This is a genomic window from Enterobacter sp. MGH 38 (assembly GCF_000492855.1).
Lineage (GTDB): Bacteria > Pseudomonadota > Gammaproteobacteria > Enterobacterales > Enterobacteriaceae > Enterobacter > Enterobacter hormaechei_C.
This window is the reverse complement of record NZ_KI535607.1, coordinates 1058603-1078307: the sequence shown is the minus strand read 5'-3', so window position 1 is coordinate 1078307 and position 19705 is coordinate 1058603. Positions and strand designations below refer to the sequence as shown.

The 19705-nt window shown below is 55.9% G+C and carries 21 protein-coding genes; 11 read left to right on the top strand and 10 right to left on the bottom strand.

Annotated elements, in window-relative coordinates; translation table 11 throughout:
* Positions 1–58 precede the first annotated feature (58 nt).
* The gene (gene rhaR, locus L384_RS15795; protein ID WP_022652067.1) at positions 59–907 is read left to right on the top strand and encodes an HTH-type transcriptional activator RhaR; all 849 of its coding nucleotides are present in this window, start codon (positions 59–61) and stop codon (positions 905–907) included.
* On the opposite strand, the gene rhaT is transcribed toward rhaR, so the two are convergent.
* Complete coding sequence (gene rhaT, locus L384_RS15800; protein WP_022652066.1) at positions 908–1942, bottom strand: L-rhamnose/proton symporter RhaT; 1035 nt, start codon at positions 1940–1942, stop codon at positions 908–910.
* Positions 1943–2230: 288 nt separating this feature from the next.
* Between rhaT and sodA the strand changes: the two genes are divergently transcribed.
* Entirely contained in the window at positions 2231–2851 is a 621-nt protein-coding gene (sodA, locus tag L384_RS15805) for a superoxide dismutase [Mn] (protein ID WP_003861999.1), read from the top strand.
* Between the two features lie 66 nt (positions 2852–2917).
* Entirely contained in the window at positions 2918–3592 is a 675-nt protein-coding gene (gene yiiM, locus L384_RS15810; protein WP_003862001.1) for a 6-hydroxyaminopurine reductase, read from the top strand.
* A 52-nt stretch (positions 3593–3644) separates the two neighbouring features.
* On the opposite strand, the gene cpxA is transcribed toward yiiM, so the two are convergent.
* Positions 3645–5018 carry an envelope stress sensor histidine kinase CpxA gene (gene cpxA / locus L384_RS15815; RefSeq protein ID WP_015569937.1) on the bottom strand — a complete coding sequence of 458 codons (1374 nt, stop codon included), beginning with the start codon at positions 5016–5018 and terminating at the stop codon, positions 3645–3647.
* Positions 5015–5713: an envelope stress response regulator transcription factor CpxR gene (gene cpxR / locus L384_RS15820; RefSeq protein ID WP_003862004.1), complete on the bottom strand. Its 699-nt coding sequence runs from the start codon at positions 5711–5713 to the stop codon at positions 5015–5017. Before cpxR ends, cpxA begins: the two co-directional genes overlap by 4 nt.
* Before the next feature lie 150 nt (positions 5714–5863).
* On the opposite strand from cpxR, the gene cpxP reads away from it, so the two are divergent.
* The 6 genes from cpxP (at position 5864) to L384_RS15850 (ending at position 12008) form a co-directional block, all read left to right on the top strand.
* Positions 5864–6370, top strand: coding sequence for a cell-envelope stress modulator CpxP (gene cpxP, locus L384_RS15825; protein WP_003862006.1), 507 nt, complete (start codon positions 5864–5866; stop codon positions 6368–6370).
* Between the two features lie 153 nt (positions 6371–6523).
* Positions 6524–7408, top strand: coding sequence for a CDF family cation-efflux transporter FieF (gene fieF, locus L384_RS15830; RefSeq protein ID WP_022652064.1), 885 nt, complete (start codon positions 6524–6526; stop codon positions 7406–7408).
* Positions 7409–7592: 184 nt separating this feature from the next.
* Entirely contained in the window at positions 7593–8555 is a 963-nt protein-coding gene (gene pfkA / locus L384_RS15835; protein WP_003862009.1) for a 6-phosphofructokinase, read from the top strand.
* 230 nt (positions 8556–8785) lie between these two features.
* Positions 8786–9775, top strand: a complete 990-nt coding sequence (locus L384_RS15840; RefSeq protein ID WP_003862012.1) for a sulfate ABC transporter substrate-binding protein — start codon at positions 8786–8788, stop codon at positions 9773–9775.
* Positions 9776–9886: 111 nt separating this feature from the next.
* A complete protein-coding gene (locus L384_RS15845) occupies positions 9887–10630 on the top strand; it encodes a CDP-diacylglycerol diphosphatase (protein ID WP_003862014.1) in 744 nt (247 codons plus the stop codon).
* Between the two features lie 73 nt (positions 10631–10703).
* The gene (locus L384_RS15850) at positions 10704–12008 is read left to right on the top strand and encodes an SLC13 family permease (RefSeq protein ID WP_023323890.1); all 1305 of its coding nucleotides are present in this window, start codon (positions 10704–10706) and stop codon (positions 12006–12008) included.
* Between the two features lie 47 nt (positions 12009–12055).
* On the opposite strand, the gene tpiA is transcribed toward L384_RS15850, so the two are convergent.
* Positions 12056–12823, bottom strand: a complete 768-nt coding sequence (gene tpiA, locus L384_RS15855; protein WP_003862019.1) for a triose-phosphate isomerase — start codon at positions 12821–12823, stop codon at positions 12056–12058.
* Positions 12824–12934: 111 nt separating this feature from the next.
* Positions 12935–13531, bottom strand: coding sequence for a DUF1454 family protein (locus L384_RS15860; RefSeq protein WP_003862020.1), 597 nt, complete (start codon positions 13529–13531; stop codon positions 12935–12937).
* Positions 13532–13643: 112 nt separating this feature from the next.
* Here L384_RS15860 and L384_RS15865 point away from each other — a divergent pair, with 112 nt between their 5' ends.
* A complete protein-coding gene (locus tag L384_RS15865) occupies positions 13644–14063 on the top strand; it encodes a DUF805 domain-containing protein (protein WP_003862022.1) in 420 nt (139 codons plus the stop codon).
* Here L384_RS15865 and fpr read toward each other — a convergent pair whose 3' ends face one another.
* The 4 genes from fpr to L384_RS15885 form a co-directional block, all read right to left on the bottom strand.
* Positions 14064–14810, bottom strand: a complete 747-nt coding sequence (gene fpr, locus L384_RS15870; protein WP_003862024.1) for a ferredoxin--NADP(+) reductase — start codon at positions 14808–14810, stop codon at positions 14064–14066.
* Positions 14811–14906: 96 nt separating this feature from the next.
* Positions 14907–15917, bottom strand: a complete 1011-nt coding sequence (glpX, locus tag L384_RS15875) for a class II fructose-bisphosphatase (protein ID WP_023315041.1) — start codon at positions 15915–15917, stop codon at positions 14907–14909.
* 123 nt (positions 15918–16040) lie between these two features.
* On the bottom strand, positions 16041–17549 hold the full coding sequence (gene glpK / locus L384_RS15880; RefSeq protein WP_023323889.1) for a glycerol kinase GlpK: 1509 nt from the start codon (positions 17547–17549) through the stop codon (positions 16041–16043).
* 21 nt (positions 17550–17570) lie between these two features.
* On the bottom strand, positions 17571–18416 hold the full coding sequence (locus tag L384_RS15885; RefSeq protein WP_003862030.1) for an MIP/aquaporin family protein: 846 nt from the start codon (positions 18414–18416) through the stop codon (positions 17571–17573).
* A gap of 399 nt (positions 18417–18815) precedes the next feature.
* Between L384_RS15885 and zapB the strand changes: the two genes are divergently transcribed.
* A complete protein-coding gene (gene zapB / locus L384_RS15890) occupies positions 18816–19055 on the top strand; it encodes a septal ring assembly protein ZapB (RefSeq protein ID WP_003862031.1) in 240 nt (79 codons plus the stop codon).
* Positions 19056–19135: 80 nt separating this feature from the next.
* Here the strand turns inward: zapB and rraA are convergent, their stop codons facing one another.
* The gene (gene rraA / locus L384_RS15895) at positions 19136–19621 is read right to left on the bottom strand and encodes a ribonuclease E activity regulator RraA (protein WP_003862032.1); all 486 of its coding nucleotides are present in this window, start codon (positions 19619–19621) and stop codon (positions 19136–19138) included.
* Positions 19622–19705: the final 84 nt, after the last annotated feature.

Below are 19705 nucleotides of genomic sequence, written 5' to 3'. Positions count from 1 at the left end.
CGTTTTTTTGCTGCAAAAAGGCTAATAATGTCCGGTTATTCGCCGTAGAGGTTGTGGTGTGGCTGCTCAGCTCATTCTTCGCAAAGATGATTTTTTTGCCTCCGCGAGTCAGGCCGTCGCGGTGGCCGACCGCTACCCGCAAAACGTCTTCGCCGAGCACACCCACGAGTTTTGCGAGCTGGTGCTGGTGTGGCGGGGCAATGGCCTGCACGTCCTCAACGACCGTCCCTACCGCATCACGCGCGGAGACCTGTTCTACATCCGCGCTGAAGACAAACACTCCTACGCCTCGGTTAACGATCTGGTGTTGCAGAACGTCATCTATTGCCCCGACAGACTTAAACTGAATGTCGACTGGGCGGGCAATATCCCCGGTTTTCATAATGCCAGAGGCGAACCGCACTGGCGCTTAAGCAGCAACGGCATGGCTCAGGTGCGCCAGACGATTTCCCAGCTGGAGCAGGAGAGCCAGAAGAGCGATCCGGCGGCTAACCAGATGTCGGAGCTGCTTTTCGCCCAGCTGGTGATGACCCTGAAGCGCCATCGTTACGCTACGGATAATCCCTCTGCCACCATGCAGGAAGCGCTGCTGGATAAGCTCATCACCCGGCTTGCGGGCAGTCTGAACAAGAGTTTCGTGCTGGAAAAATTCTGCGAGCAGGAGCAGTGCAGCGAGCGCGCGCTGCGCCAGCAGTTCCGCACCCAGACGGGGATGACGGTAAACCACTATCTGCGCCAGCTGCGCATCTGCCACGCCCAGTACCTGTTACAGCATACGGAGCTGATGGTGAGTGAAGTGGCGATGCGCTGCGGCTTTGAGGACAGTAACTACTTCTCGGTGGTGTTTAACCGTGAGGTGGGGATGACGCCGGTTCAGTGGCGTCATCGCAGTCGAAAGGCAGCGTAATCAGTTCGCCATGCCGAGGCCGACGATATTGGCCGCAATGATAATCACCACGCAGCCCAGGCTCAGCACGCCAACCGGACGACGCCCGGCGTTGTTCCACTCTTTCAGCACCAGCCCAACCAGCCCGCCACACAGCACGTAGAAGCTCATGTGCAGCATCCAGCTCATGTAGTCATACTGCGCCGGAATACTGGCGTGACCCCAGGCGTAGAAGAAGAATTGCAGATACCACATCAGGCCGCCAAGGGCGGAGAGCAGGACGTTGGTGACGATCAGCGGTTTTGCCAGCGAGAAGTCGGCTTTTACCGACAGGTTGTTCACTTTTGCCAGACGAATAAAACAGAAGCCGAGGTTTACCAGCGCGCCGCCGCCCATGATCACCACGTAGCTTGGCAGGGCAACGTACAGCGGATCGACGCCCAGCGCCGCAGCGGCGTCGTGCATCGGTTTGGCGGCATTCATGGCGAACGACATGCCCGCCGAGAAGACGCCGCACATCACCGCCAGCAGCAGCCCTTTCTTCAGGTTGAACTCTTCGGCTTTGATGCCCATCTTGCGTTCTTTCAGCTGGCCCGCGCGGGTGACGATGCCCACGCCGATCACCGCCACCAGCACGCCCAGCAGGGTCATTCGCCCTCCCTGGGTGTTGATCAGCACATCGAAGTTGCCGTTGAGGATTGGCGTCATCAGGGTGCCAACAATCAACGTTATGCCAATCGCGATGCCAATCCCCATCGACATGCCGAGGTAGCGCATGGTGAGGCCGTAGTTGATATTACCGATGCCCCACATCGCGCCGAACAGGAATACCGGCAGCAGGGTGGAGGCGTTGAAGGAGGAGAAGTAGCCCCAGAAATCGGGCAGCAGCATGGCGCTGATTGTCCACGGCAAAATCAGCCAGGACACGGTACCGCCAACGGACCACATGGTTTCCCATGACCAGCCTTTCACCTTTTTAAACGGGGCATAGAAACAGGCTGCACTGGCCGCGCCTATCAAATGCCAGAAGATACCCATCGTAATCGCATGATTCATTTTTACATCCTCATCGTTTTTATAGCCGGAGGCTTCCCGCCGACTTGATGAGTGTAAAAATGAGGCGGTTTGGGAACCTTCAGAAGGTTGCCGCACTTTTGTTTTGAATGGCAATCAGCACGTTAACCGCGTGAGCAGACTCACAATTCCTTCATTTCTCAAAAACCGAATAACCTTATAAAAACTACGGCATTGATAATCATTTTCAATATCATTTAATTAACTATAATGAACCAACTGCTTACGCGGCATTAACAGCTGTGCCGCCCGACAATAATGGAGAGGATTATGAGTTATACACTGCCATCCCTGCCGTATGCCTACGACGCACTGGAACCGCATTTCGACAAGCAGACGATGGAAATCCATCACACTAAACACCACCAGACCTACGTGAACAACGCGAATGCTGCGCTGGAAAGCCTGCCAGAGTTCGCTAATCTGCCTGTTGAAGAGCTGATCACCAAACTGGACCAGCTGCCAGCAGACAAGAAAACCGTGCTGCGCAACAACGCGGGCGGTCACGCTAACCACAGCCTGTTCTGGAAAGGCCTGAAAACCGGCACCACCCTTCAGGGCGACCTGAAAGCGGCTATCGAGCGTGACTTCGGTTCCGTTGACAACTTCAAAGCGGAATTCGAAAAAGCCGCTGCAACCCGTTTCGGCTCTGGCTGGGCGTGGCTGGTTCTGAAAGGTGACAAACTGGCGGTCGTTTCTACCGCTAACCAGGATTCCCCGCTTATGGGTGAAGCTATCTCTGGCGCATCCGGCTTCCCAATTCTGGGTCTGGACGTGTGGGAACACGCTTACTACCTGAAGTTCCAGAACCGTCGCCCTGACTACATCAAAGCCTTCTGGGACGTGGTGAACTGGGACGAAGCAGCAGCGCGTTTCGCCGCTAAAAAATAAGGTTGCATTGACGCCTGTGAGAAGCGAGTCTGATGACTCGCTTTTTTTGTATCTGAAGGAGTGGAGATGCATTACCCGGTGAATGTGTTTACAGGCAAGGTAAGGGAGTACGAAGGCAGCCGCCCGAGTGCCATCGCCAAAGTGCAGGTCGACGGTGAGCTGACGTTGACCGATCTCGGGCTTGCGGGTGACCAGCAGGCTGAAAAGAAAATCCACGGCGGGCCCGATCGCGCGCTGTGCCACTATCCGCGCGAGCACTATCAGCACTGGAAAACCGAATTTCCTGAACAGGCTGACCTCTTCGTCGCCCCCGCGTTTGGCGAAAATCTCTCAACGGAGGGGCTGACGGAGAAGAACGTCTTTATCGGCGATATTTACCGCTGGGGCGATGCTTTGATTCAGGTCACCCAGCCGCGCTCACCGTGCTTTAAGCTTAATTACCATTTCGGCATTCAGGATATGTCGGCCCAGTTGCAAAACGCGGGTAAAACCGGCTGGCTGTATCGCGTTGTGCAGGCGGGACAGGTTTCGGCGGATGCGCCGCTTGAGCTGGCTTCGCGTTTGAGTGAGGTGTCGGTGTACGAGGCCTGCGCAATTGCCTGGCATATGCCGTTTGATGACGATCAGTATCACCGTCTGCTGTCAGCGGCGGGATTATCCACCAGCTGGACCAGAACGATGCAGAAGCGGCGGATAAGCGGCAAGATCGAGAGCAGTTCGCGGAGATTATGGGGGAAATAGTTCCCGCAGAAAGTAGGCCGGGTAAGGCGAAGCCGCCACCCGGCACATACGGTTACGAACGCTTATACAGCGGCAGCCACAGCGTTAACCTGAGCCCGCCCAGCGGGCTGTCATCGGCTTTCACCCAGCCACGGTGCTGTTGCATGGCGGTTTCAACAATCGCCAGACCCAGTCCCGTACCGCCAGATTCACGGTCGCGTGCCTCGTCGGTACGGTAGAACGGACGGAAAATCTGCTCGCGATCTTCCGGGCTGACGCCAGGACCGTCGTCGTCGACAATGACGGTTATCCCGTCTTTATCCACCGAGAACGCCACCTCAATCTTCGTGTGCGAGTAGCGCAGGGCGTTACGCACGATATTCTCCAGCGCGCTTTCCAGCGTGTTGGGGTTACCGTAGAGCGGCCACGGGCCCGGCGGGAAGTTGACGGTGAACGATTTGCCCATCTGCTCCGCTTCGAACGCCGCGTTGTCCAGCACCTCATGCCAGAGGTGATTGGCTTTCACCGTTTCGCTCACCAGCGCGTTTTTCTGCTGATTGCGCGACATCACCAGCAGATCGTTTATCATGCTGTCCAGGCGATGCGCTTCCGTCTCAATACGCTCCAGCTCTTTGCTCTCACCGCTGCGGCGGCGCAGCAGGGCGGTACCCAGCTGTAAGCGCGTGAGCGGGGTACGCAGTTCGTGCGAGATATCCGACAGCAGGCGCTGCTGGGCCGTCATCATGCGATCGAGCGCGCTCACCATCTGGTTAAAACTGGTCCCGGCGGCCAGGAACTCCTGCGGCCCGGATTCCAGCTCCGGATGCTGCCTCAGGTTGCCCTGCGCCACTTCGTCCGCCGCATTTTTCAGCTTACGCGCCGGTTTCGCCAGGCTCCACGCCAGCCATAACAGCAGCGGGGAACTGACCAGCATCGTGACAATCAACAGCAAAAGCGGACGGTCAAACAGCAGGTTGATGAAGTCGGACTGGGAACTGCTCGCAGGGCGAATCAGGTAGAGCTGATAATTGTCTTCCCCGTCCCGAACCGAGAAAGGACCAACCATCTCTACCCGACCATATTTCTTTTTCTGTGGGTGATCGGCGTTATCCGCCTGGCCAATAAAGTTGCGGATAATCTGCATTTCATTGCGATCGGCTCCAATCACGCGACCTTCGCTGGTGACCAGTAAAAGACGTTGTCCGGGGGGCGCCCACTTGTCGATAGCGCGAAACAGCCTGCGCCACCACATTAAATCGTTCGGCGGATCGTTTGCCAGCTCCGCTTCCACGTGCTGCTCGATCATCACGCCCTGACGTTGCTCGCTGTCGAGTAGCTCCGTCATCTGGCGTGAGTCGAGTTTTGGCAACATCAAAACGAGCATTAAAACCAGTGCCAGCGTCAGCCAGAAGATGGCGAAGATGCGGGCGGTTAAGCTGCCTATCATGAAGCGGAAACCATCAGATAACCACGACCACGCAGGGTTTTGAACCAGGGATGACCGTCTTTACGCTCCGGCAGCTTACGGCGCAGGTTCGAGATATGCATGTCGATGGCGCGGTCAAACGGGGTGAGGCGTTTGCCCAGCACTTCCTGGCTTAAGTGTTCACGCGACACCACCTGGCCGAGATGCTGCGCCAGCAGATACAGCAGGGTGAACTCGGTGCCGGTTAGCTCCAGCGTTTCACCGTCGAAGCTCGCTTCCTGTCGGCCCGGGTTCAGGCTCAGGGAGTCCACTTCCAGCGTAGGTGAGCTGTTGTCGGTATTCTGCTGCTGCTCGCTCCAGTGAGAGCGGCGCAGGATCGCGCGAATACGGGCCACCAGTTCACGGTCGTTGAACGGCTTAGGTAAATAGTCATCCGCACCCAGCTCAAGGCCGAGTACGCGGTCAAGCTCGCTGCCGCGTGCGGTCAGCATAATGACGGGGGTCTGGTGTGTCTGGCGAAGCTCTTTCAACGTATCAATACCGTTTTTCTTCGGCATCATGACGTCGAGCAAAAGTAAATCGATGCTGTCGTCAAGGAGACTCAGCGCCTGCTCGCCATCATGGGCAACCAGGACGTTGAAACCTTCCATGTCGAGCAACTCCTTTAAAAGAGATGTGAGCTCTCGGTCATCATCAACTAACAGGATTTTATTCATTGTTTAAATACCTCCGAGGCAGAAATTACGACATCAAGGCTATCTAATCCATGACTTTACGTTGTTTTACACCCCCTGACGCATGTTTGCAGCCTGAATCGTAGACTGTCTCTCGTTGAATCGCGACACGAAAGATTTTGGGAGCAAGTGATGCGCAAAGTTACCGCTGCCGTCATGGCCTCAACGCTGGCCTTCAGTGCGTTTAGCCAGGCTGCTGTAGCTATCATCAGCGATAACGGTTCCTCAGCAGAGGGCGCAACGCAGCACAGCAGCCAAAGCCATATGTTTGACGGCATAAGTTTAACCGAACATCAGCGTCAACAGATGAGAGATCTGATGCAGAGGGCAAGACACGACCAGCCCCCTGTTAATGTTAGCGAAATGGAGACAATGCATCGCCTTGTCACCGCAGAAAATTTTGACGAAAGCGCTGTACGCGCTCAGGCCGAAAAAATGGCGCAGGAACAGGTTGCCCGCCAGGTAGAGATGGCGAAGGTTCGCAACCAGATGTTCCACCTGCTAACGCCCGAGCAGCAAGCGGTTTTGAATACCAAACATCAGCAACGTATGAACCAGTTGCGTGAGGTTGCACGGATGCAGCGAAGCTCAGATATGACGCTTTTCAGTAGCAATAGCAGTACCCGTAGTAACCAGTAAACCCTGTTTTCCTTGCCATAGACACCATCCCTGTCTTCCCCCACATGATGTGGGGGTTTTTTTTGCCCATCGTTCCGGTTTGTTAACGCTTTATTCATCCTTTCACTCCACCACCATCCGTTATACTAGCGCCATGGCATGACAGGAGTGTTTATGAATCAATCCTATGGACGGCTGGTAAGCCGGGCCGCAATAGCCGCGACGGTGATGGCGTCGTGTTTACTGATCATTAAAATTTTCGCGTGGTGGTACACCGGATCGGTCAGTATTCTGGCGGCGCTGGTGGACTCACTGGTGGATATTGCCGCCTCGCTGACCAACCTGCTGGTGGTGCGCTACTCGCTGCAACCGGCGGATGAAGAGCATACGTTTGGCCACGGCAAAGCGGAATCGCTGGCCGCGCTGGCACAAAGCATGTTTATTTCGGGCTCTGCGCTTTTCCTGTTTTTGACAGGCATTCAGCATCTTGTTTCGCCGTCACCAATGAACGATCCGGGCGTTGGCGTGGTCGTAACGGTAGTTGCACTTATAAGCACACTTGTTCTTGTAACGTTCCAGCGCTGGGTTGTACGCAAAACACAAAGCCAGGCTGTACGGGCCGATATGCTTCATTATCAGTCTGATGTTATGATGAATGGGGCTATTCTTATTGCGCTTGGTCTGGCCTGGTATGGCTGGCATCGGGCCGATGCGTTGTTTGCGTTAGGGATAGGGATCTATATTTTATACAGCGCCTTGCGGATGGGGTATGACGCGGTACAGTCGCTTCTTGACCGTGCGCTTCCGGATGCAGAACGTGATGAAATTTATGCCATCGTGACCAACTGGCCCGGCGTCAGTGGTGCTCACGATCTTCGTACGCGGCAGTCAGGGCCGACCCGCTTTATTCAGATTCATTTGGAAATGGAAGACAACCTGCCACTGGTTCAGGCGCATATGGTCGCTGAACAGGTGGAGCAGGCGATTTTGCAGCGTTTCCCTGGGTCAGACGTCATTATTCACCAGGACCCATGCTCTGTCGTACCCAGGGCGTTTTGAGCTTTCGTAATTCGTTGTAAAAAAGTGAGCCAGAGCAGCATTTTGTGGATAAATTACCACCATATGGCCTGACCTGAATCAATTCAGCTGGAAGGGATTGATATACTATTTGCAGTATTCGACGGTTGAACAGTTTCTTCCGGCAGCAGATTTCAATTTTGCATTCCTAAGTTCAGAGGTAGTCATGATTAAGAAAATCGGTGTGTTGACAAGCGGCGGTGATGCGCCGGGCATGAACGCGGCAATCCGTGGGGTTGTCCGTGCAGCGCTGACGGAAGGTCTGGAAGTTTTTGGTATCTATGACGGTTACCTGGGTCTGTATGAAGACCGCATGGTTCAGCTCGACCGCTACAGCGTGTCTGACATGATCAACCGTGGCGGTACTTTCCTCGGTTCTGCACGCTTCCCGGAATTCCGTGACGAACACATCCGTGAAGTGGCTATCGAAAACATGAAAAAACGGGGTCTGGATGCGCTGGTGGTTATCGGCGGCGACGGCTCCTACATGGGTGCAAAACGTCTGACTGAAATGGGCTTCCCGTGCATCGGCCTGCCTGGCACCATCGACAACGACATTAAAGGCACCGACTACACCATCGGTTACTTCACCGCGCTGGGTACCGTTGTGGAAGCGATTGACCGCCTGCGTGACACCTCTTCCTCTCACCAGCGTATTTCCATTGTTGAAGTGATGGGCCGTTACTGCGGTGACCTGACTCTGGCAGCGGCAATTGCCGGTGGCTGTGAGTTCGTGGTGGTGCCGGAAGTGGAATTCAGCCGTGAAGATCTGGTCGCTGAAATCAAAGCTGGTATCGCGAAAGGCAAAAAACATGCGATCGTTGCCATCACCGAGCACATCTGTGACGTTGACGAGCTGGCGAAGTACATCGAAACCGAAACCAAACGCGAAACCCGCGCGACCGTTCTGGGTCACATTCAGCGTGGCGGTTCCCCAGGCCCGTACGACCGTATCCTGGCGTCCCGCATGGGCGCGTACGCGATCGAGCTGCTGCTACAGGGCCACGGCGGCCGCTGCGTCGGTATCCAGAACGAGAAACTGGTTCACCATGACATCATCGACGCCATTGAAAACATGAAGCGTCCGTTCAAAGGTGACTGGCTGGACTGCGCGAAAAAACTGTACTGATTGGCTCTGTTGCCCGGTGGCGGCAAGGTAAATGCAAAACGGTAACCCTTGGGTTACCGTTTTTTATGGTTGCTCCCTCTCCCGTGGGAGAGGGTTGGGGTGAGGGCATCAGGCCGCTCATTCATTTTTTTATTCCTTCACGTTATAGCCAATCTTTTTTTATTCTTTAATCATCGATTAGCTTTCTGGCACGCTGCATTCATCAAAACACTACACAAGAGAGCTGGGCGATGAATAAATGGGGCGTGGGGTTAACATTATTGCTGGCATCAACCAGCGTTCTGGCAAAGGACATTCAGTTACTGAATGTGTCGTACGATCCGACGCGTGAACTGTACGACCAGTACAACAAAGCTTTCGCGGCGCACTGGAAACAGGAAACCGGCGATAACGTGGTGGTTCGCCAGTCTCACGGCGGTTCCGGTAAGCAGGCGACATCGGTGATCAACGGTATCGAAGCCGACGTGGTGACCCTGGCGCTGGCTTATGACGTGGATGCGATCGCGGAGCGTGGCCGTATCGACAAAAACTGGATCAAGCGCCTGCCGGACAACTCTGCGCCATACACCTCGACCATCGTCTTCCTGGTGCGCAAAGGCAACCCGAAACAGATTAAAGACTGGAACGACCTGATTAAGCCTGGCGTGTCTGTCATTACCCCGAACCCGAAAAGTTCCGGCGGCGCACGCTGGAACTACCTGGCGGCCTGGGGCTACGCGCTGCACCACAACAACGGCGATCAGGCCAAAGCACAGGACTTCGTCAAAGCACTGTTTAAAAACGTCGAAGTGCTGGACTCCGGCGCGCGCGGCGCAACCAACACCTTCGTCGAGCGCGGCATCGGCGACGTGCTGATCGCCTGGGAAAACGAAGCCCTGCTGGCGACCAACGAGCTGGGTAAAGACAAGTTCGAGATCGTCACCCCGAGCGAATCCATCCTCGCTGAGCCGACCGTCTCCGTCGTCGATAAGGTTGTTGATAAGAAGGGCACCAAAGCGGTGGCGGAAGCCTACCTGAAGTACCTCTACTCACCGGAAGGGCAGGAAATTGCGGCGAAAAACTTCTACCGCCCACGCGATGAGGCCGTCGCGAAGAAATACGAAAACGCCTTCCCGAAACTGAAGCTGTTTACTATCGATGATGTTTTTGGCGGCTGGACCAAAGCGCAGAAAGAGCACTTCTCTAACGGCGGCACCTTCGACCAGATCAGCAAGCGCTAAGCGTTTTACAAAGAACGACACGGTAACCCGGTGTGAGAAATCCGCCGGGTTTTTTATTTGGTCATCATTTTGCGTTACTCTTTTGCCTCTATTGAAAACAGGGAACGCGTTGTGAAAAAAATTATCTTACTGATTCTGATCGTTATCGCCCTTGCCGCAGGCGGCGTGTACTGGATGAAAGCGGGTAATCCGAATGCGTTGCGTCATATCGTTCTCGACCAGTGTGTGCCCAACCAGCTGCATAACCGTAACCCGGCACCGTGCGCGCAGGTGAAGCCAGATGCGGGCTACGTGGTGTTCAAAGACCGCAACGGACCGCTGCAATACCTGCTGATGCCCACGTACCGTATCAACGGCACTGAAAGCCCGCTGCTGACAGAGCCGCAGACACCGAATTTCTTCTGGCTGGCATGGCAGTCTCGTCATTTTATGAGCATGAAACGAGGGGCCGACGTGCCTGACAGCGCCGTTTCGCTAACCATCAACTCCCCGACCGGGCGCACGCAAAACCATTTTCATATCCACATCTCCTGTCTGCGCCCAGACGTGCGCGAGAAGCTGAACGCGTCGCAGGGGCAAATCAGCACCCAGTGGTTACCGCTTCCGGGCGGGCTGGAAGGGCATGAATACCTTGCCCGTCGGGTGACGGAGAACGAACTGGTGCAGCGCAGCCCGTTTATGATGCTGGCGGAAGAGCTGCCAGAAGCGCGCGACCATATGGGACGCTTCGCGCTGGCGATGGCGCAGCAGTCAGACGGCTCGTTTGTATTGCTGGCGACAGAGCGTAATTTGCTTACCTTTAACCGCGCGTCGGCTGAGGAATTGCAGGATCATCAATGCGATATCCTGAAGTGACCCCACCATAAATAGCGTTTACTCGCCCTGCCTGTCGCCGTAGACTTGCTGAAAAATTCTACAGGAGACAGGTATGTCGCTCTGGTTAATGCATCCTCTGCTGCTTCCCTCGCTGATCGTCGGCGTCACCATCGTGCTGTGGGCGACGTCGCTGTTGCCCGAATTTATCACCGCGCTGCTGTTTTTCACGGCGGCGATGGCCGCCAGAATCGCCCCGCCGGAAGTAATCTTCGGCGGCTTCGCCTCGTCTGCCTTCTGGCTGGTGTTCAGCGGCTTTGTGCTGGGTGTGGCGATTCGGAAAACCGGCCTGGCGGACAGGGCCGCCCGGGCGCTGTCGGCAAAGCTTACCGACTCCTGGGTGCTGATGGTGGCAAGCGTTGTGCTACTGAGCTATGCCCTGGCATTCGTGATGCCGTCGAACATGGGACGTATTGCGCTGCTGATGCCGATTGTCGCCGCGATGGCGAAGCGGGCCGGCATTCCTGATGGCTCGCGGGCCTGGTTTGGCCTGGCGCTGGCGGTCGGGTTTGGCACCTTCCAGCTCTCGGCCACTATTTTGCCCGCCAACGTGCCCAACCTGGTGATGAGCGGCGCGGCGGAAGGCTCATACGGTATCCACCTCAACTATGTCCCGTATCTGCTGCTGCACACGCCGGTGCTGGGTATTCTCAAAGGCCTGATTCTGATTGGCCTGATCTGCTGGCTGTTCCCCGGCAACCCGAAACCGGCGAAGGATCTCGCGCCATCGGAACCGATGGGGCGTGACGAAAAACGGCTCGCCTGGCTGCTGGCGGTGGTGTTGACGATGTGGGTGACGGAGAGCTGGCACGGCGTGGGCCCAGCGTGGACAGGGCTGGCGGCCTCGGTCGTCGTTATGCTGCCGCGTATAGGTTTTATCACCGGGGAGGAGTTCTCGGCGGGGGTGAATATGCGCACCTGTATTTACGTCGCGGGTATACTCGGGCTGGCCATTACGGTGACGCAGACCGGTATGGGTGCGGCCGTAGGCGAGGCGTTGCTCCATATCATGCCGCTGGATGCAGATCGCCCGTTTACCAGCTTCCTGGCGCTGACGGGGATCACCACGGCGCTCAACTTCATTATGACCGCCAATGGCGTTCCGGCGCTGTACACCACGCTGGCGCAGAGCTTCTCGGACGCGACCGGCTTCCCGCTGCTGTCGGTGATCATGATTCAGGTGCTGGGGTATTCCACACCGTTGCTGCCGTATCAGGCGTCGCCGATTGTGGTGGCGATGGGCTTAGGGAAAGTGCCTGCGAAGGCGGGGATGCTGCTCTGCCTGGCGCTGGCGATTGCGACGTATCTGGTGCTGCTGCCGCTGGATTATTTGTGGTTTAGCGTATTAGGACGTTTGTAGTGGTTTTGTAGGGCGGGTTAGCGAAGCGCCACCCGCCCCAAAGGCAATTACGCCTGCTTAGCCGCTTCTGCCGCTTTAACGATCACCGCGAAAGCGTCTGCTTTCAGGGATGCGCCACCAACCAGCGCGCCATCGATGTCTGGCTGGGTGAACAGCTCAGCTGCGTTTGATGCGTTAACGGAACCGCCGTACTGGATGATGACCTGCTCCGCCACTTTCGCGTCTGCTTTTGCAATGTGGTCACGAATGAACTTGTGCACCGCCTGTGCCTGCGCTGGAGTTGCAGATTTGCCGGTACCGATCGCCCAGACTGGCTCGTAAGCGATAACCGCGCCTTCGAACGCTGCCGCGCCCTGGGTTTTCAGCACAGCGTCGATCTGACGTGCGCACACTTCTTCGGTTTTACCCGCTTCGTTTTCTGCTTCGGTTTCACCGATGCACAGAACCGGGATCAGACCCTGCTCTTTCAGCACAGCGAATTTCTTCGCGATGAACTCGTCAGATTCTTTGTGGTAGGTGCGACGCTCAGAGTGGCCGATGATGATGTATTTCGCGCCGATGTCTTTCAGCATTTCAGCGGAGGTTTCACCGGTAAACGCGCCAGACAGGTTAACGTCAACGTTCTGCGCGCCCAGAATGATGTGGCTGCCGTCAGCGGCACGTTTAGCCAGATCCAGGTACATATCCGGCGGAGCGATAGCAACCGCGCAGCCGGTCACGCCAGCCAGCTCTTTACGCAGGTTAGCAACCAGTTCGTTTACCATGTGGCGGCTGCCGTTCAGTTTCCAGTTACCCATCACTAAAGGATGTCGCATTTCAATTCTCCACGCTCAATAAGCGAATTAAGGAATATGGCCACCCTTAAGGGCAGCATGGTCTGTGAATCAGTATAGAGATTTTCCCTCGAAAGGCTTTGCTTTTTGTCATTAATTCGCCCCCTCGAGTGCGTCTGATAGGGCCAGCTTAATCGGTTCAACCGCGAAGGTCAGCCCCTTTTCGCCGTTATCTGCGACGACATAGCGAACGGCACCTTCCGTATCGGCGTAATAGCGTTTGTTTTTCCCCGCGGTAAGTAGTTTTTGCAGCTTTTGCTGGCTTTGTGCTTTCGTGAAGGTGGGGGTAAAGGCGCGCAGAATAGCGCTCATGTACTCCAGCGCTTTCGCTTTCGCCGCTTTCTGCTCTGGGCCCTGAATCGGCAGCCAGGTGATCTGCATGCTTTTGATTTTTAACGTTCCGCGCTCAAGGGCGGTAGAGGCATACAGATTCTCGTTAATTTTGCTGGCCGCGCGGGTCAGGGTCGGCGTATCGCGGGCGCTGTCAATCGCTCGGAACTCTCCCAACGGAAGTGAGGGGTTTTCTTTGTTGAAGGCTTCGCGGAACTGGCTGATAGATTGATCGAAAGAGGGAGCGCCCGCCAGAAGATAGGGGGCGGTGACCGGGGAAGCCGTTTCCGTGGCGTACAGGGAAAAACTGGCGCTCAGCATCGCTAAACACAAATAAAGAGAGTGTGCCGAACTTTTCATCAACATTGCCCCTGGCCGTCATTGCCCATGATTAAAACGATATCTGGTCGGCTTGTCAAAAGGTCACAACTCCAGGGTAAAATGCGGGCTAAACAATAATAAGGAACCTTACATGACCATACAGCAGTGGCTGTTTTCATTCAAAGGGCGTATTGGGCGCCGTGACTTCTGGATCTGGATTGCAACGTGGGTTGTCGCCATGCTGCTTCTGTTTTTTGTTGCCTACAACGCATGGCTGAGCACGCAAACCGCGGCATTTGCGCTGGTCTGTTTACTGTGGCCAACCGCCGCCGTGGTGGTGAAACGTCTGCACGATCGTGGCCGCTCCGGCGCATGGGCTTTCCTGATTATTCTGGCGTGGATGCTGGTGGCGGGGAACTGGTCATTGCTGCCCTCAATCCTCCCATGGGTGGTGGGCAGACTGCTGCCGACGGTTATCTTTGTAATGATGGTTGTCGAACTGGGCGCGTTTATCGGCACCCAGAGCGAGAACAAATATGGAAAAGATACCCTTGAGGTGAAGTACCGCTGATCACCAGTAGTGTTCAGCGGTCATGTGGCCCGGCCGGCGGCGAAGGTGCTTCGTCATCTGTCGGGTATCTTTCAGCAGCTGCTGCGTATCGCGTACCATCTGCGGGTTACCGCACAGCATCACATGGCTGGTTTCGGTATTCATCGGTAAACCCACCGCCTCTTCCAGCGCGCCGCTTTCAATCAACGCCGGAACGCGACCGGTTAACGAGCCAGCTGCGGTTTCGCGGCTGACCACCGTCTGAATTTTTAACTTTCCGCCATATCGCTGTTCCAGCGCCTGCATCTGCGGCAAATAGCTCAGGTCTGCGGCGTAGCGCGCGGCGTGAACCAGCACGATATTTTTAAAGCGCTCCAGATCTTTGCCGTATTGCAGAATGGAAAGATACGGGCCGATGGCCGTGCCGGTCGCCAGCATCCAGAGCGTGTCACAGTCGGGGATTTCATCCAGCACGAAGAACCCCGCCGCGTCGGAGACAATCTGCACTTCATCGCCTGGCTTCAGCGCAGCGAGGCGCGGGCTGAGCTTACCGTCCGGGACGGTGACCAGATAGAACTCAAGGTCCGGGTTATCAGGCGCATTAACGTAAGAGTAGGCGCGCTGTACGCGTTCACCGTCGATATCCAGCCCGAGTTTGGCAAACTGCCCGGCAGTAAACGGATGAACGGGAGCGTGCAGCGTGAGGCTAAATAGCGCATCGGTCCAGAACTGTACCTTTGTGACTTTACCTGTTACCCAGTCCGCCATGATCTTCTCCTGTGCTGTTTCTCTCTTCTATCTTCCGTACTTGTGGGAAACATTTCCAGCCCATTCGGGCCGGAAAGCTCTATCGATCAAACGGTTTTACAGAATGTGCGTCTGTACGTCCGGATCTTTACGATCGAGATAATGAATGGACTTAATGCGGCGAATAGTGCGGGATTTACCGCGGATCAGCAGGGTTTCAGTGGTGGCCATGTTGCCCTTGCGGGTGATGCCGTCCAGCAGATCGCCTTTGGTGATGCCGGTTGCGGAGAAGACCACGTTATCGCTGCGGGCCATCTCGTTTAGCGCGAGCACTTTATTGGCCTCGATGCCCATCGCCGCGCAGCGCGCCAGTTCGTCTGCACCAATGCGAAGGTTCTCGTCGCTGTCGCCTTTCACCTCATGGCGTGGCAGCAGACGCGCCTGCATATCGCCGTCCAGCGCGCGGATCACTGCCGCAGAGACCACACCCTCCGGCGCGCCGCCGATGCCGTAAAGCACGTCGACTTCGCTGTCAGGCATGCAGGTCAGAATAGAGGCGGCAACGTCGCCATCCGGAATAGCAAATACGCGCACGCCAAGCGTTTGCAGGTACGCGATGGTGGCGTCGTGGCGCGGTTTTGCCAGAATGGTCACGGTGAGTTCGCTGAGCGCTTTACCCAGCGCCGCAGCGATATTGCGCAGGTTGGCGTCCAGCGGCAGACTAAGGTCGATAGCGCCTTTAGCGCCAGGACCGACGATCAGCTTTTCCATGTACATATCGGGCGCGTTGAGGAAGCAGCCCTTATCGCCCACCGCCAGTACCGCCAGCGCGTTGGCCTGGCCCATCGCCGTCATGCGCGTGCCTTCGATCGGGTCGACCGCGATATCCACCGCATCGCCTTTGCCGGTCCCGACCTTTTCACCGATGTAGAGCATCGGCGCTTCGTCGATCTCGCCTTCACCGATGACGATAGTGCCGTCGATGTTAACCTGATTAAGCACAATGCGCATGGCGTGGACGGCTGCGCCGTCTGCGGTATTTTTGTCGCCACGGCCCAGCCACTTGTAGCCTGCGAGGGCGGCAGCTTCGGTGACGCGGGAAAACTCGATAGCAAGTTCACGTTTCATGAGGTACTCGTACAATCAAAAGGAATTGCACGAAGTTTATCACAGAGTGGGGAGGGGCGAGGGGACCGGTGCGGTTGGAGCCCCTCACCCTAACCCTCTCCCCAGGGGAGAGGGAATATAGGCTTACTCGTCGTGCTCTTCCCACGCCAGGGCACGTTTCACCGCTTTCTTCCAGCCGCTGTAGCGGTAGTTGCGCTCGGTGGTTTCGATGCCAGGACGGAATTCGCGTTCGATAACCGCTTTTTCCTGAAGCTCGTCGAGGTTTTGCCAGAAGCCAACCGCCAGACCTGCCAGATACGCCGCGCCCAGCGCCGTCACTTCTCGCACCTCAGGACGTTCAACGCGAGTGCCCAGAATGTCGGACTGGAACTGCATCAGAAAGTTGTTGGCTACTGCACCGCCGTCCACGCGCAGGGCGTGCAGACGAATGCCAGAGTCAGCCTGCATCGCTTCCAGCACGTCGCGCGTCTGGTAGGCGATGGATTCCAGCGTCGCGCGAATGATGTGGTTTGAGTTCACGCCGCGCGTCAGGCCGAAAATCGCGCCGCGGGCGTACGGATCCCAGTACGGTGCGCCCAGACCGGTGAACGCTGGCACCACGTACACGCCGTTGGTGTCTTTCACTTTGGTCGCGAAGTATTCGGAGTCAAACGCGTCGCTAATCAGCTTCATCTCGTCGCGCAGCCACTGAATGGAGGCACCCGCCATGAATACCGCGCCTTCCAGGGCATAGTTCACTTCGCCGCGCGGGCCGCAGGCGATGGTGGTCAGCAGACCGTTTTCTGATTTCACCGCTTTCTCGCCCGTGTTCATCAGCATAAAGCAGCCGGTGCCGTAGGTGTTCTTCGCCATCCCTTCTTTTACGCACAGCTGGCCGAACAGGGCTGCCTGCTGGTCACCGGCGATACCGGCGATAGGAATACGCGTGCCGCCTTTACCGCCAATGTTGGTCTGGCCGTACACTTCTGAAGATTTACGCACGTCTGGCAGCATCGCTCGCGGAATGTCCAGCGCGTCCAGCATCTTGTCATCCCACTCCAGAGTGTTGATGTTGAACAGCATGGTGCGCGAGGCGTTGGTGTAGTCGGTGACGTGAACGCGTCCCTGAGTCATCTTCCAGATAAGCCAGGTATCGACGGTACCGAAGAGCAGCTCGCCACGACGTGCGCGCTCGCGTGAACCTTCCACGTGGTCGAGGATCCACTTCACTTTGGTGCCGGAGAAATAGGGGTCAACCACCAGGCCGGTGGCGCTGCGCACGTACTCTTCCATCCCGTCGCGCTTCAGCTGTTCGCAGATCTCTGACGTACGGCGGCACTGCCAGACGATGGCGTTGTAGATGGGCTTACCGGTTTCGCGCTCCCAGACCACAGTCGTTTCACGCTGGTTGGTGATACCGATAGCGGCAATCTGGTCAGAACTGATGTCGGCTTTCGCCAGCACTTCCACCAGCGTGGCGCTTTGTGACGCCCAGATCTCCATCGGGTCGTGTTCAACCCAGCCTGGACGCGGATAAATTTGCTCAAATTCGCGTTGAGACACGCTGACAATGTTCGCGTCATGATCCATTACGACAGCGCGGGAGCTGGTAGTGCCCTGGTCGAGCGCAACGATATATTTTTTTTCGGTCATGGTATGTGTCCCGTAGTCAGATTACAGCGAAGCTTTTTGTTGTGTGGTGGAAGTTGTCTCTTTTTCCTCTTCCACACAGGTGTCGCACGGTAAGTGGCGACCAATTAATTTGCGATAGCCGAATGCGCCCAGCGCCGCCCCTACAATTGGCCCGAACAGCGGAACCAGGAAGTAAGGAATGTCTTTGCCGCCCGTGAAGGCGACATCGCCCCATCCCGCAAAGAAGGCGAAGGTTTTTGGACCCAGGTCACGCGCCGGATTCATCGCAAAACCGGTCAGCGGACCCATGGATGCGCCAATCACCGCAATCAGAAGGCCAATCAGAAGTGGTGCCAGCGGGCCGCGCGGAATGCCGTTTCCGTCGTCGCCCAGCGCCATAATGACGCCCATCAGAATAGCGGTAATCACCATTTCAACTGCGAACGCCTGCACAAAATTGATATGCGGATTCGGATACGTTGAGAAAATGCCTGCCAGATCCAGACTTTCGACACTGCCACGCACCATATGATGCGTCTGTTCGAAGTCGATGAAAAGATTGTAATAAAGCCCGTAAACTAACGCCGCTGCGCAAAAGGCGCCGGCAAATTGCGAAATGATGAAAGGAACAACTTTGCGTCCGTCAAAGCACGCGAATAGCCACAACGCGATGGTCACCGCCGGGTTAAGATGTGCGCCGGAAACCCCTGCGGTCAGGTAGATGGCCATCGCCACGCCCAGACCCCAGATAATACTGATTTCCCACTGACCAAAACTGGCACCCGCCACTTTCAGTGCAGCGACACAGCCTACTCCGAAGAATATCAACAACCCGGTACCCAGGAACTCGGCAATGCACTGGCCTTTTAAGGTTGATGTCTGACTCATAATCGGAATCCTGCAAAAGAGTAATGTTTATTGTTTGCGTGACCGCCCGTGACAGTCACGATGCCCTGTAGACATAGTGTTAATTTATCGTTAACGAGCACAAACGAGAAATATCGAAATCGAAATGTGTGGTCTGTGTCAATAAAATGAGCGTTTTCGCGCCATAAGGCGCGTTTTTGCATCAGGTAATGATTGTGGGTTGAATCATTTCTTTAACTTATGGGTTAACAACTTAGGGGTATATGCGGCGAACGCACCAGGACGAGGCCGAAAAGTGTTGCAAACCGCGATCTGCGTGGCATGCCGCTGGACAGGGGCGACGGCGCTCCATACAATCGGAACATATGTTGTGCGCGTTTACGTTAAAGCGTCGCCTTGCAATTCAGGAGAGGTAGGATCATGTCTTTAGAAGTGTTTGAGAAACTGGAATCGAAAGTACAGCAGGCGATTGACACCATCACGCTGCTGCAAATGGAAATTGAAGAACTGAAAGAGAAGAACAACTCCCTGTCTCAGGAAGTTCAGAACGCTCAGCACAGCCGCGAAGAACTGGAGCGCGAAAACAACCAGCTGCGCGAACAGCAGAACGGCTGGCAGGAACGCTTGCAGGCGCTGCTGGGACGTATGGAAGAAGTCTGATTTCCTTGGGAATGAATTGAACAGGCCGGGTAAGGCGAAGCCGCCACCCGGCTTTTTTATGCATCTCGCTTACCGATTAACTACTCAATATCCAGCGCATCCTCAGAAAGGATAATGCCGGTATTGTCAGCATAAAGGTGGTCACCAGAGAAGAAGGTCACGCCGCCGAAGTTAACGCGCACGTCGCTTTCGCCGATGCCTTCACCCGCTGCGCCAACCGGAATGGCGGCAATGGCCTGAATACCGATATCCAGATCTTCCAGATCGTCCACCTGGCGCACGGAGCCGTAGACCACAATCCCTTCCCACTCGTTTTGCACCGCAAGGCGGGCGAGGTCCGCATCGATCAGTGCACGGCGCACTGAACCGCCACCATCCACCAGCAGAACGCGGCCACGACCGTTCTCTTCGAGCAGATCGTACAGCAACCCGTTGTCCTCGAAACATTTCACCGTGATGATTTGTCCGCCAAACGACGACCGTCCACCAAAGTTGGAGAACAGGGGTTCAACGACGTTGACATCTTCCTGGTAGATGTCACAAAGCTCGGAGGTATCGTATTTCATAGGTTTAACGCTCTGTTGCTGCGAATGTGTTCAGTATATCGTGCGAAATGCGTTGTTGGCAAAATCATCAATTGTTAATTGATA